The 11,911-nt window shown below is 42.8% G+C and carries 16 protein-coding genes; all 16 read left to right on the forward strand.

All coding sequences use genetic code 11. The annotated features are described in order from the left end of the window. Positions 1–189 precede the first annotated feature (189 nt). The 16 genes from CHF41_RS04530 (at position 190) to yidD (ending at position 11,774) form a co-directional block, all read left to right on the forward strand. Positions 190–1,446, forward strand: coding sequence for an MFS transporter (locus CHF41_RS04530; RefSeq protein WP_119876182.1), 1,257 nt, complete (start codon positions 190–192; stop codon positions 1,444–1,446). Positions 1,447–1,457: 11 nt separating this feature from the next. Then, on the forward strand, positions 1,458–2,492 hold the full coding sequence (locus tag CHF41_RS04535; RefSeq protein WP_119876183.1) for an ArsR family transcriptional regulator: 1,035 nt from the start codon (positions 1,458–1,460) through the stop codon (positions 2,490–2,492). A gap of 172 nt (positions 2,493–2,664) precedes the next feature. Then, on the forward strand, positions 2,665–3,912 hold the full coding sequence (locus CHF41_RS04540; protein WP_119876184.1) for a diaminopimelate decarboxylase: 1,248 nt from the start codon (positions 2,665–2,667) through the stop codon (positions 3,910–3,912). A gap of 12 nt (positions 3,913–3,924) precedes the next feature. Next, positions 3,925–4,092, forward strand: a complete 168-nt coding sequence (locus tag CHF41_RS10080) for a hypothetical protein (protein WP_162911917.1) — start codon at positions 3,925–3,927, stop codon at positions 4,090–4,092. Between the two features lie 12 nt (positions 4,093–4,104). Beyond that, positions 4,105–4,506, forward strand: a complete 402-nt coding sequence (locus CHF41_RS04545) for a hypothetical protein (RefSeq protein WP_119876185.1) — start codon at positions 4,105–4,107, stop codon at positions 4,504–4,506. Positions 4,507–4,703: 197 nt separating this feature from the next. Then, a complete protein-coding gene (locus CHF41_RS04550) occupies positions 4,704–4,940 on the forward strand; it encodes a YneF family protein (RefSeq protein ID WP_119876186.1) in 237 nt (78 codons plus the stop codon). A gap of 728 nt (positions 4,941–5,668) precedes the next feature. Then, positions 5,669–6,463 (forward strand): glutamate racemase, encoded by a 795-nt coding sequence (gene racE / locus CHF41_RS04555; protein WP_119876187.1) that lies wholly within the window; start codon positions 5,669–5,671, stop codon positions 6,461–6,463. Further along, positions 6,460–6,840 (forward strand): hypothetical protein, encoded by a 381-nt coding sequence (locus CHF41_RS04560; RefSeq protein WP_119876188.1) that lies wholly within the window; start codon positions 6,460–6,462, stop codon positions 6,838–6,840. The genes racE and CHF41_RS04560 overlap by 4 nt, the downstream gene beginning before the upstream one ends. A gap of 33 nt (positions 6,841–6,873) precedes the next feature. Beyond that, entirely contained in the window at positions 6,874–7,863 is a 990-nt protein-coding gene (locus CHF41_RS04565; protein WP_119876189.1) for a nucleoside-triphosphate diphosphatase, read from the forward strand. After that, the gene (locus tag CHF41_RS04570) at positions 7,833–8,363 is read left to right on the forward strand and encodes a metallophosphoesterase (protein WP_119876190.1); all 531 of its coding nucleotides are present in this window, start codon (positions 7,833–7,835) and stop codon (positions 8,361–8,363) included. The genes CHF41_RS04565 and CHF41_RS04570 overlap by 31 nt, the downstream gene beginning before the upstream one ends. Then, complete coding sequence (gene cbpB, locus CHF41_RS04575; protein WP_119876191.1) at positions 8,360–8,806, forward strand: cyclic-di-AMP-binding protein CbpB; 447 nt, start codon at positions 8,360–8,362, stop codon at positions 8,804–8,806. Before CHF41_RS04570 ends, cbpB begins: the two co-directional genes overlap by 4 nt. 8 nt (positions 8,807–8,814) lie before the next feature. Beyond that, positions 8,815–9,549 carry a site-specific tyrosine recombinase XerD gene (gene xerD / locus CHF41_RS04580; RefSeq protein ID WP_119877134.1) on the forward strand — a complete coding sequence of 245 codons (735 nt, stop codon included), beginning with the start codon at positions 8,815–8,817 and terminating at the stop codon, positions 9,547–9,549. Beyond that, the gene (locus tag CHF41_RS04585) at positions 9,539–10,258 is read left to right on the forward strand and encodes a segregation/condensation protein A (RefSeq protein ID WP_119876192.1); all 720 of its coding nucleotides are present in this window, start codon (positions 9,539–9,541) and stop codon (positions 10,256–10,258) included. The genes xerD and CHF41_RS04585 overlap by 11 nt, the downstream gene beginning before the upstream one ends. Next, entirely contained in the window at positions 10,242–10,817 is a 576-nt protein-coding gene (gene scpB / locus CHF41_RS04590; protein ID WP_119876193.1) for an SMC-Scp complex subunit ScpB, read from the forward strand. The genes CHF41_RS04585 and scpB overlap by 17 nt, the downstream gene beginning before the upstream one ends. Then, positions 10,804–11,535, forward strand: coding sequence for a pseudouridine synthase (locus CHF41_RS04595; RefSeq protein WP_119876194.1), 732 nt, complete (start codon positions 10,804–10,806; stop codon positions 11,533–11,535). The genes scpB and CHF41_RS04595 overlap by 14 nt, the downstream gene beginning before the upstream one ends. After that, positions 11,532–11,774: a membrane protein insertion efficiency factor YidD gene (yidD, locus tag CHF41_RS04600; protein ID WP_119876195.1), complete on the forward strand. Its 243-nt coding sequence runs from the start codon at positions 11,532–11,534 to the stop codon at positions 11,772–11,774. Before CHF41_RS04595 ends, yidD begins: the two co-directional genes overlap by 4 nt. The last annotated feature ends 137 nt before the right edge of the window (positions 11,775–11,911 follow it).

The raw sequence follows: 11,911 nt of genomic DNA on the forward strand, positions 1-11,911 counted from the left end.
GAAGAGTAGAATAAAATTAAACAATTGTTTAATAAAAATTAAGTGAAAATAATTTCCAAAATCATGTTTATGATGCAGGTAACTGATAATTTCTGACCACTTACAGAAGGATAATCACCGCTTGCTGAAATAGCCTTGCTTTTGGGGAATTTATGGCTATAATAAAGCTATAAAAAAAGGAGAATGTATATGAAAAAGATGTTGAAAAACCGACTATTTATGCTGTCATTTGTAGCTGATATGGTGTCTAATTTTGGGGATGTACTGTACTATTTGGCCTTGATGAATTATATTCTCGTTTTTCCAGATACGAAACTGGCTGTATCCATAATTACCTTATCGGAAACTTTGCCAATCGTAGTTGGACTCTTTATCGGGATGTGGGCGGATCAGACTAAAAATAAATTGGATACCATTGTAGGGACCTTAGTCATTCGTGTCCTATTGTATGGGCTTGTCGGCTTCGTGATGGGCTTTTCCCCAGCGTTATGGATTGTTGCAATTGTTTGTGTAATCAATCTGTTGTCTGATATTGCAGGACAGTATGAATCCTATCTTTTTATGCCAGTCAGTCTACGAGTGATTCCAAATGAGGATCGGGAGGCAGCTGCTGCTTTTCGTCAGGGGATTGGTTCGATTTTACAAATCGTCTTTCAGTCTAGCGGAGCAGTCTTGATTGGAGTGATGACTTACCAACAATTAGCCTTTTTCAATGCGGGAACATTTTTGCTCAGTCTCTTCATCACCTTGTGTATCCGTCCTGCCTTAAAGAAATTGCTAGCAGCGCATCCGCTACAGCAGGAAGAAAAAGAAGATAAGAATGGTCATTTCTGGGTGGATATGAAAGATAGTTTGGTGGCTTCTTATCGGGCAGTCCAAGAGATTCGGATTTTAAAAATGGTGATTTTGGTTATTACTGCTTTAAATGCTCTTTTTGTTGCCTTGACTCCTTTGATAGTTTTGCTGATTAAGGAGACACCAAGTTTTGTGATTGTAAATTCGGCAACGACGATTGTAGCAAGTATGACTGTTTATCTCGTCGGTTCTATCTTAGGGAGTTTGCTGACGACCAGTTTGTTTAAAGACATGACGATTGCCAAGCTGACCAAGTGGGTTGTTTATGTCCCTGTATTTCTTTTTGTGAGTTTTTACTTCCGCTCTGTCTATGGTGTTTTTGCCTGCCTGTTTGTGACAGCAATCCTTGTAGGCGTTATGAACCCCAAACTTAATGCGCTTATCTATCGTTCTTTGCCAGAAAGTCAATTGGCAACGATTAGTGCAGGTATTGCCACTTTTGTCCAATTAGGCATGGTGGTGCTGCGTGGGGTTATGGCTGTACTCATTGTGGTCGCTTCTGCAGGAAGTATATCTCTTGTCTTTCTCTTGCTTTCTCTGCTACTTTTGGTCTATACTATAAGAAACGTAGCTTCTGAAATAAGAGAGTAGGAAAATGGAATATGGAATTAATATATAGTAAACATCGAAGTGAAATTGTGGAATTTTTAATGGTTCCCCTCTATGTCCTAAAAGATACGGAGGAACATGAAGAGCGCAGTCAAAAGGAAAAAGAAATTTTAAAGGACGCTCTTTTGGTTCAAACCCAGTTAGAATCCGTTTTTGAGGACATGAGCGAACGCTTATCAGCCTACTTATTTGCGACAAATTTTGGTCTGTTACATTTTGTATATTTCGAATTACTGGAAGAGGGAAAGGATCCTAAGACGATAGAAGAGGCTTGTCAGTTAGTTGCAACCGTTTCTCAGGAAACCATTGAGCGGGCCATTCGTTTAGCTTTGTCAAGTGGTCATCGTGAACAAATTGATAAAAAAAGTGATTTAGTGGCCCTTTTAGAGCAGGCAGATCTAAATGCAGAGGAGAAATGGAAATGGTTTCAAGCTATTCGTAATCCGTTAGAGACTGTTCGTAAGCAGGTGGAGTTGATAGAAGAAGTAGCTTCCTTGTATCGCCCATATTATGAACGGTTTCAACAGCAGAGACTAGAGTTTGCGAAACGTTTTTCCCTTGAAAAAATCTATGGTGAACATGGATTATATAAATCAATTGGCATTGAAGAAATAGGCGCTTACCAAGTTCAATTTTTCGTTTTAAGTCCGTGGCTAATGCATTTTTCTTTTGTTTATAATTCCCAGTATCAGACTTATCCTGTCCTTTTGTGTACTTCAGTAGATGTTGATAGAGTTTTACTTGCGAAGCAATCGATTGATGAAGATATGTTAACAACGACCTTAAAAGTCATGAGTGATGAGACACGCTATAAAGTCATGGTGGCTTTGACTAAACCATATGCCAAAAGTAAGGATATTGCGGAGAAATTGGCGATTACAGGAGCGGCAGTGTCCTTTCATACCCAGAAGTTAATCAATGCCAATCTCTTGCTCTTGAATTCAGAAGATAAGACAGTCAAATTTGATGTGAATAAAAGATTGCTCCGGGAAATGATTGCGAAGTTGGAAGAGGATTTTGAATTATAAAAATGAGAAGGCGGATTTTATCTAGCCTCTCTTTTTTGTCTAGCTGGTAGAGCTTATTAGCAAGTTTCCTATTGGGGACAAGGAAATATGACCTAAATTCTGATTGTGATTTTCATTGCCTATTGGCTACCAAAGTATGGTATAATAGTAAAAAATTTGACGAGGTAGAGGAATGACAAAAGAACCATTTATCAGTAAAGAAGTACTAGAGGAGATTACAGCAGTATTTCCAACTCCTTTTCATCTCTATGATGAGAAGGGAATCCGTGAAAAGGCGCGTGCCTTGAATGCTGCGTTTGCTTGGAATAAGGGATTTAAGGAGTATTTTGCGGTCAAGGCCACTCCGACACCTGCTATTTTAAAAATTTTGCAAGAAGAAGGTTGTGGTGTGGATTGTGCGACAGATGTGGAAGTGATGATGAGTGAAAAGCTTGGCTTTGAGGACATTATGTTCACATCAAATGATACGCAAGGATCAGAATTTGTCTACGCTAGAGAAGTGGGGGCTATTATTAATCTAGATGCTTATGAGCATATTGCGTTCTTGAAAGAAGTGGCGGGGATTCCAGAGGCGGTCTGCCTGCGTTACAATCCTGGCGGAGTATTCTCACTTGGGACAGACATTATGGATCATCCAGAAGAGTCAAAATTCGGCATGACCAAGGAGCAATTGCTACAAGGTTACCGTGAATTGAAAGAACTGGGAGTGAAAGAATTTGGTCTCCATGCTTTTCTAGCTTCTAATACCGTGACTAATGACTATTACCCAACCTTGGCAAAACAATTATTTGAACTGGCGCTTGAAATCCGTGAGCAGACAGGTGTGACCCTTGACTTTATCAATCTGTCTGGTGGAATCGGTGTCAATTATCGCCCTGAGCAAAAAGCCAATGACATTGCAATCATTGGTGAGGGTGTCCGTAAGGTCTATGAGGAAGTCTTGACCCCTGCTGGTATGGGCGAGGTGAAGATTTATACGGAATTGGGTCGCTTTATGCTGGCTCCGCATGGTCATTTGGTGACCAAGGTTCTTCATCGCAAGAAGACCTACCGCACCTATATCGGAGTAGATGCTTCAGCAGCTAACCTCATGCGCCCAGCCTTCTATGGGGCTTATCATCATATTACCAATATCAGCCGTCCCGATGCGCCGATTGAGGTGGTGGACGTGGTCGGATCTCTATGTGAAAACAATGACAAATTTGCGGTTCAGCGGGAATTGCCGCAGGCAGAGGTAGGGGATACCTTGGTTATTCATGATGCGGGTGCACACGGTTTTTCTATGGGCTATAATTACAATGGTCGTCTGCGTTCGGCAGAGATTTTGCTGCAAGAAGACGGAAGTGCGCGCATGATTCGTCGCGCGGAAAAACCAGAGGATTATTTTGCGACCTTGTATGGCTTTGACTTTGAGGAATAAAAAAGCTCTAAAATGAAAAAGAAGAACTGGCTATGGGTGTTCCTCTTGATTGCTTTAATAGGTCGAGGTGCTTACTACTATCAGCGAAAAGTAGCGCGGGAAAGAGAAGCAGAAACCGTACGGCAAGTGCAACTTGTTCGACCGTTTATCGAAGAACAGCAAGCAACGCAGCGTAAGTAGGTTTCAGAAAGCTTGGCAAAAATCATCGGTGACGCTTATTTGAATGGCTATCAGTTGGAGAAAGAAGGGGAGACCGATACACTGAAAGATTCATTAGGTACAGTTGTTTTAGATAAGATTGAAGAATATGAAAAAAACCAGAGTTCTTTGTTTGTATTTGTCAAAGAAGACGGTATCTACGCGGTGAATACGAAAACAAATGCCCATTACGGTCCATATCTTAGCGCGTCCGTCGTCCAATTGGTAAAAGGTGATCAGCTCTTGTCTGAAAAGGGACTGGCTTATCGAGAAAATGATAGCATGTATGTGTTACGACAGGATGGGCAAACGGAGGTCAAAGGCACGGAAGGAAATGTTGAGACAGCCACAACTTTTACCTACATGATGGATAGTGGTATGCTACGGGGTGAGTAACGTAAAGTAAGCTCTTGATTAGAATGACTTTGCTTATGAATACAGGTTCTAAAAACGCTTTGTGCATGATGTAGCTTTTCTTGCGGCCTTTCTTGTTTCTTACTAGCGAAGAACTTTTAAGATAAATCTTGGAAAATTCCCGCAAATTTGGTATAATAGGGAGAATTGATTTTGTAATTTAGAAATAGGAGATAGATATGAATCTAGGTCTTGCAATTGTCTTGATCATCGCAGCTTTTGCTGGTGGTGTTGCTTTGGGAATTTACCTTTCACGCAAACAGGTGGAAAACTATATCGCTGATAAGCCTGTTTTAGATGAAAATGCCCTCCGTGCTATGATGAGCCAAATGGGTCAAAAACCAAGCGAAGCTAAAGTACAACAAGTGCTTCGTCAAATCAAGAGTCAGCAAAAAATCGCGACTAAGAAAAAATAATCAAGTGGGGGAAGTGGGACACCAGTCGAAATGTCGGAAACATCGACTGTCCTCACTTTCCCATTTTTTAGTTTGTGTGACCTTCTCTTCTTAGAACTTATCCTCCATCAACATCCCCAATAGGCTATTAGTAATGGGCAATCAATTACAGCTAGCCTAGTAGCGAACAAAGTGAGAAAAAACGGATATTGTCGTGTTGTTTAAGAAATGATCAAGACTATAATGGTTTGATGTTAGGTAAGTATAGTGGATTGAGAACTGAACACGGACTAAGCACTGTGTGAAAAAGAGACGCAGATGTTCCAACTTCAGTTGGTTACAGCTGAGGCTCCCTTTAGGGATAAGTCTTCCTAGCTCCAAAGGTATAGTATACCTTTGGAGGTGAGTGATAGGAGTTTACAGAGCAAACTCTCCTTAGACTCTTCGTCAGACTTCCTATTTTCACTGTGTGCTTTTAACGCCCTCGTATCTTATGAAATTGAACACGGGCTAAGCACTGTGAGAAAAAGATAAGTTTTCCTAGAGTCTGCGGGCTCTTCGTCAGACTTCCTATTTTCACTTTGTGCTTTATACGCCCTCGTATCTTATGAAGGAATAGGACAAGGCAAGGAGCTACAGATAGAACTGGCGTTTATCAAAGCGACTTAACGATGTCCTGACCTTTATTCAATTCACTATAGAACTCAATTTTGAGGAGTAGGAATCGTCACATTCAGTAAGGAAAAACTATGGATAATCGACCTATTGGATTTTTAGATTCGGGTGTGGGTGGCTTGACCGTTGCGCGTGAATTGATGCGCCAGCTTCCCCACGAAGAAATCGTGTATATTGGGGATTCGGCTAGAGCTCCCTATGGTCCGCGCCCTGCTGAACAAATCCGAGAGTACACTTGGGAATTGGTTCAGTTTTTACAAACAAAAAATGTTAAGATGATTGTCTTTGCCTGCAATACAGCAACGGCAGTCGCTTGGGAAGAAGTCAAGGCCAAGCTAGATATTCCTGTTCTTGGTGTGATTTTGCCGGGGGCATCATCAGCTATCAAGGCTTCAAAGACAGGAAAAATCGGTGTTTTAGGCACCGCCATGACCATTCAGTCAGACATCTATCGACAAAAAATTCAGGCTCTATCTCCCGATACACGGGTGACCAGTCTTGCCTGCCCGAAGTTTGTGCCCTTAGTAGAGTCAAACAATTATCAGTCAAGCTTAGCAAAGAAAGTGGTTTATGAAACGCTTCAAAGCATGAAAGGAAAGGCCGATACGGTCGTGCTAGGCTGTACCCACTATCCTTTGCTTCGTCCGATTATCCAAAACGTCTTGGGGCAGGATGTGACCCTGATTGATAGTGGGGCAGAATGTGCGCGGGATATTTCGGTGTTGCTCAATTATTTTGAAATCAACCACAGCAGAACCGCAGAGCAACCGCAACATTTGTTTTATACGACAGCTAGTCCAGCTGCTTTTCGGGAAATTGCTGAAAACTGGCTCGGAAAAGATATACAGGTGGAGCATGTGAACCTATGACAGAAAAGATTTACGAATACAAGGACGACCAAGATTGGTATGTCGGAAATTGGCAAGGGCATAATCTCATAGCTGGTATGGGCGAGTTGCGTATTCATGATGTGTTACCAGGCTTCTCCTCTATTGTAGATGGAGAAGCAGCCCCTTTCTCAGAAGAGGCTTGGAATGCTGGAGGATATGATGTTACTGTAATCCGTTATTCTTCAGTCTTTCGATTGGTCAGCTTCATTATTGACATCATCAATGACAATACCGAACGCAATCTTGAAGTGGTCAAACACCAAGGTGCAGTCTTGGTAGTAGAAAAGGGGCGTCTGCTCTATCTTCATTTGCCTAAAGGTGGTGTGGAGTTAGAAGACTTTTGGCGTAAACCGTAACGGGTATTTGAAGAAAACTGGAGTGTAGAAACGATGACAGAAAAAATCTATGAATATAAAGATGCCAATGACTGGTATCTTGGTACATGGGATGAGTTTAGCTATTTGACGTGTTTTGGTGATGATGAACACTGTGAAGGTGTTCGGAGACGCTTTTATCAGTTGCTAGAACGCCTATCTCTTGAGGGCTTGCAGGTTCATGTTGTGAAATATAGCTCGGCTTTTTCCTTTTTGAACTTTCTCGTTCAGATCATCAATGAAAAGCTCGGACGCAAGTTGTCTGTTGTCCAGCACAAGGGGGCGCTCCTCATGATGGATGGGCAGCAGATTGTCGATATCCATCTGCCACAGGATGGTGTAGTAGCAGAGACTTTCTTTGGTCAGGCAGATGTACCGGCAGCTGTTGGCGATACGATTTTAATTGCGACCAAAAATGAAGGCAAGACTGCTGAATTTCGTCAGTTCTTTGAACAATTGGGCTACAAGGTAGAAAATCTGAATGCCCATCTTGACCTACCAGATGTGGCTGAGACAGGCGTGACCTTTGAAGAAAATGCACGCTTAAAAGCAGAAACAATTGCTAATTTGACGGGGAAAATGGTACTGGCAGACGATTCGGGTCTCAAAGTTGACAAACTCGGTGGTATGCCAGGTGTTTGGTCAGCTCGTTTTTCAGGTCCGGATGCGACAGATGCAAGAAACAATGCCAAATTGCTCCATGAATTGGCTATGGTCTTTGAACCAAAAGATCGCTCGGCCCAATTCCACTGTACCTTGGTTGTTGCCGCACCAAATGTGGATAGTCTTGTGGTTGAAGCAGATTGGGACGGCTATATTGCCACGGTTCCGCAAGGGGAAAATGGTTTTGGCTATGATCCTCTCTTTCTTGTAGGCGAAACAGGGCGTACAGCAGCCCAGATGACTATTGAAGAAAAAAATGCGCAGTCTCACCGCGCGCAAGCACTTAAAAAATTATTGGAGGTATTTCCAGTATGGCAAGAACAGAACCTCAAACACTCTTAGTCATGAGTGATTCGCACGGCGACCGTGCCATTGTCCAAGAAGTAAAAGAACGCTATCTAGGCAAGGTTGATGTGATGTTTCATAATGGTGATTCGGAGTTGGATGCTAAGGATCCTCTCTGGGACGGCATTTATGTGGTCAGAGGAAACTGTGATTACGATTCTGCTTATCCTGACCAACTGGTGGTTCAACTAGGCGATATGACCATTGCACAGACCCACGGGCATCTGTATGGAATCAACTTTAGCTGGATGCGACTGGATTACTGGGCAGAAGAAGTGGAAGCGGATATCTGTCTATATGGACATCTGCATGTACCTGATGCAACGGTTCGAGGCAAGACGCTCTTTGTCAATCCAGGGTCCATTCGTCAACCACGGGGCATGGTTCAGGAATGCCTCTATGCGATTTTAACGATTTTTGAGGATCATATTCATATTGAGTATTACAATCGCGACCACCAAGTCTATGCTCTCTTAACAAAGGATATTCCCAGATGATTACACGTGAATTTGAAACCTTTCTCCTAGCGCAGGAAGAGACTTTTTTGACTCCGGCGAATAAATTGGCAGTGATTATCGATACACATAATATCGATCATGCCAAGCTCTTACTTAGCCACATGACCTACTCACGCGTCCCTGTGGTCACCGAAGACAATCAATTTGTCGGTACAATCGGTCTGCGGGAAATTGTCAAATACCAGTTTGAAAATGAATTGACAGATGACCAGTTGCACATGGATATTTCCCTTATTGTGAAAAAGGATGTCGCAACTGTTGGAGCCTCTTATCATCTAGAAGAAGTCATGCGAAAATTGGTGGATCAGGCCTTTTTACCAGTCGTTGGTGAACAGGGAGAATTTCTAGGCATTATCACTCGCAAGTCCATTTTAAAAGCTGTTAATGCCTTGCTTCACAACTTCACGCTTGGAGAAAAATAATGAAGGACATGACAACTGCTATCCAGGCTTTTCTTGCGACAAAAGACCTATCGGACAACTCGAAAAACGCCTATTTCTATGATTTAGAGCAGTTTAGTAAACACTGCGCAAAACCCAATCCGACGTCCTTAGCGCTCTATCAAGCCTTTTTACAGGCTTTAAAACCAGCTGCTCAAAAGCGCAAGTTGTCTGCGGTCAATCAGTTTTTGTACTATCTTTATGAACAAGGGATCCTGGACCGCTATTACAAGGTGAAAGTCCCTCAGCAGGTGTTGTCGCAGCCTGTAGTTGCGAGTCTAGCAGATTTGAGTTTTTTGTGGGCGGAGACCAAGTATAAAGACGGACAGAAAATCGCACTTATGATTGCCTATCTGGGGCTTTTGCCGAGTGAGCTAGCCCTTATGAAACAAGCAGATATAGACCGAAATTTTCAAGTCTTGGCTATTCAAAAGTCAGCTCAGAAGCGGATTGTCCCGATTCCCAATCAGTTGTTTCCACTCTTAGAAGTGAACAAGGGGATTTATCTGTTTGACAAGAATGGTTCGTCTTACTCTCGTCAATGGTTTTTCAAGCGCTTAAGTGAATTTTTAGAGGAACAAGGAAAATCGGAGTGGAATGCCCAGAAGTTGCGGGAACAATTTATCCTCAACCAATTGCAGGCTGGGAAAGATTTGGCAGACATTGCCAAGTTCTTGGGCTTAAAAACAACGATGAGTCTAGAAAAATACAAACATGGATATTAAATTAAAAGATTTCGAAGGACCACTTGATTTGCTCCTTCACTTGGTGTCTAAGTACCAAATGGATATCTACGAAGTGCCGATTACCGAGGTCATTGAGCAGTATCTTGCCTATATCGCGACCCTGCAAGCCATGCGTCTTGAAATTGCTGGCGAATACATGGTCATGGCCAGTCAGCTAATGCTGATTAAGAGCCGTAGGCTCCTGCCAAAGATCGTGGAGCAGGAGGATGTTACGGACGATCCCGAGCAAGAATTGCTGTCACAATTGGAGGAGTACCGTACCTTTAAGGCGCTCAGTGAAAAATTAAAGGAACAGCACGAGGAGCGGGCCAACTATTTTTCCAAACCCAAGTTGGAATTGGTCTATGATGATGTGACCTTGACCCAAGATAAGTCGGTCATTGATATTTTCCTCGCCTTTTCAAAAGTCATGGCTGAAAAGCAGGAAGAATTGCGGATGAGCCATACGACCATTGCGCGCGATGAATATAAAATCGAGGATATGATGGAGCAGGTTCGCAGGCAGTTTCAAAGAGGAAAACGCTTGGTCTTGCGGGACTTATTTGTCAAAAGTCGGGATATGAATGAGGTGATTACCATTTTTTTGGCGACGCTTGAAATGGTCAAAAGTAAGGAAATTACCATGGAGCAGACCGAGAATTTTGGAGAGATTTACTTGATAAGGAGTGAAGATGAGCCGATTAGCTGAGATTGAAGTGCTCTTGTTTGTAGCAGGAGAAGAGGGCTTGACAGTGCGTAATATAGCTGAAATGCTGGATTTACAGCCGTCAGCCATTGTGCAACAGCTCGAAAAATTAATTGAAAAATACCAGGCAGATGATCAATCTGGGCTTGCTATTTTGGAATCGTCTAACCGCTACAAACTGGTCACTAAAAAAGAGTATGCAGACCTCCTGCGCACCTATGCCAAAACACCGATTAACCAGTCCATGTCACGTGCATTACTGGAAACCTTGTCCATTATCGCCTACAAACAGCCGATTACAAGGATTGAGGTCGATAGCATTCGTGGGGTCAACTCAAGTGGAGCAATCAGCAAGTTACAGGCCTTTGACCTGATTCGGGAAAATGGCAAAAAAGAAGTGCTGGGACGTCCAAATCTATATGTCACAACGGATTATTTCCTTGATTATATGGGTATCAATCACTTGGAGGAATTGCCTGATGTGTCAGAGCTTGATTTGGTTGATGAAGAAACCGACTTGTTCGTAGAAAGAAAAGAGATAGAAGAAGATGAGAATCAATAAATACATCGCTCACGCTGGTGTGGCTAGCCGCCGAAAGGCAGAAGAGCTGATTAAGCAGGGCTTAGTAATAGTCAATGGTCAGGTCGTGCGTGAGCTTGGCACCATCATTAAATCAGGTGACAAGGTCGAGGTTGAAGGGCAACCAATTTACAACGAAGAAAAGGTTTACTACCTCCTTAACAAGCCTCGTGGGGTCATTTCAAGCGTGTCAGATGATAAGGGCAGAAAGACAGTGATTGATCTCTTGCCCCATGTCAATGAACGGATTTATCCTGTCGGGCGTCTGGACTGGGATACATCAGGTGTCTTGATTTTGACCAATGACGGAGATTTCACCGATGAAATGATTCATCCACGTAATGAGATTGATAAGGTCTACGTGGCGCGTGTTAAAGGAATTGCCAATAAAGAAGTCTTGCGGCCCTTGACTCGTGGTGTGGTGATTGACGGCAAGAAAACGAAGCCAGCTGTGTACAATATCTTGAAAGTAGACCCTGTTAAAAACCGTTCGGTCGTTGAATTGACCATTCACGAAGGGCGAAATCATCAGGTGAAAAAGATGTTTGAAGCTGTTGGTTTACAGGTGGACAAACTGTCTCGGACCCGCTTTGGCAACCTTGACTTAACAGGTCTTCGTCCGGGAGAATCCCGTAAATTGAACAAGAAAGATGTCAGTAAGCTCCATACCCTTGCTGTCACGAAGAAACAGAAAAAATGACCGCTATCTTGATTGGATTGGTACGCCTCTACCAGCGCTTTATCTCCCCCCTTTTCCCACCTAGTTGCCGCTACCAACCGACCTGTTCAAGCTACATGGTTGAGGCACTACAAAAGCATGGGCTCAAAGGTTTTCTCATGGGAATAGCGCGTATCCTGCGCTGTCACCCTTTTGTAACAGGAGGAAAAGATCCAGTACCAGATACCTTTAGCTTGCGACGTCAGAAGACAGATGAATAGGTGCTGTCAACTATTCCAAAACGAACTTACTAAGAGTATACCCGCATGATTGTTTTAGAGCGGTATAGTTTGAGTGGATTCTGAAATTTTATAGTACGAAAAGGGGCCAAGCCAAGTACTTGGTCCCTTTTCGTATG

This window comes from Streptococcus respiraculi (assembly GCF_003595525.1).
Classification (GTDB): Bacteria; Bacillota; Bacilli; order Lactobacillales; family Streptococcaceae; genus Streptococcus; species Streptococcus respiraculi.

Bases quoted from the DNA above. Each gene is read 5' to 3' on its own strand.
- CHF41_RS04565 (WP_119876189.1), top strand. From the start codon at position 6,874: ATGACAGAAAAAATCTATGAATATAAAGATGCCAATGACTGGTATCTT.
- cbpB (WP_119876191.1), top strand. From the start codon at position 8,360: ATGATTACACGTGAATTTGAAACCTTTCTCCTAGCGCAGGAAGAGACT.
- racE (WP_119876187.1), top strand. From the start codon at position 5,669: ATGGATAATCGACCTATTGGATTTTTAGATTCGGGTGTGGGTGGCTTG.
- CHF41_RS04535 (WP_119876183.1), top strand. From the start codon at position 1,458: ATGGAATTAATATATAGTAAACATCGAAGTGAAATTGTGGAATTTTTA.
- CHF41_RS04530 (WP_119876182.1), top strand. From the start codon at position 190: ATGAAAAAGATGTTGAAAAACCGACTATTTATGCTGTCATTTGTAGCT.
- xerD (WP_119877134.1), top strand. From the start codon at position 8,815: ATGACAACTGCTATCCAGGCTTTTCTTGCGACAAAAGACCTATCGGAC.
- CHF41_RS04550 (WP_119876186.1), top strand. From the start codon at position 4,704: ATGAATCTAGGTCTTGCAATTGTCTTGATCATCGCAGCTTTTGCTGGT.
- CHF41_RS04560 (WP_119876188.1), top strand. From the start codon at position 6,460: ATGACAGAAAAGATTTACGAATACAAGGACGACCAAGATTGGTATGTC.
- CHF41_RS04540 (WP_119876184.1), top strand. From the start codon at position 2,665: ATGACAAAAGAACCATTTATCAGTAAAGAAGTACTAGAGGAGATTACA.
- CHF41_RS04585 (WP_119876192.1), top strand. From the start codon at position 9,539: ATGGATATTAAATTAAAAGATTTCGAAGGACCACTTGATTTGCTCCTT.
- scpB (WP_119876193.1), top strand. From the start codon at position 10,242: ATGAGCCGATTAGCTGAGATTGAAGTGCTCTTGTTTGTAGCAGGAGAA.
- CHF41_RS04570 (WP_119876190.1), top strand. From the start codon at position 7,833: ATGGCAAGAACAGAACCTCAAACACTCTTAGTCATGAGTGATTCGCAC.
- CHF41_RS10080 (WP_162911917.1), top strand. From the start codon at position 3,925: ATGAAAAAGAAGAACTGGCTATGGGTGTTCCTCTTGATTGCTTTAATA.
- yidD (WP_119876195.1), top strand. From the start codon at position 11,532: ATGACCGCTATCTTGATTGGATTGGTACGCCTCTACCAGCGCTTTATC.
- CHF41_RS04595 (WP_119876194.1), top strand. From the start codon at position 10,804: ATGAGAATCAATAAATACATCGCTCACGCTGGTGTGGCTAGCCGCCGA.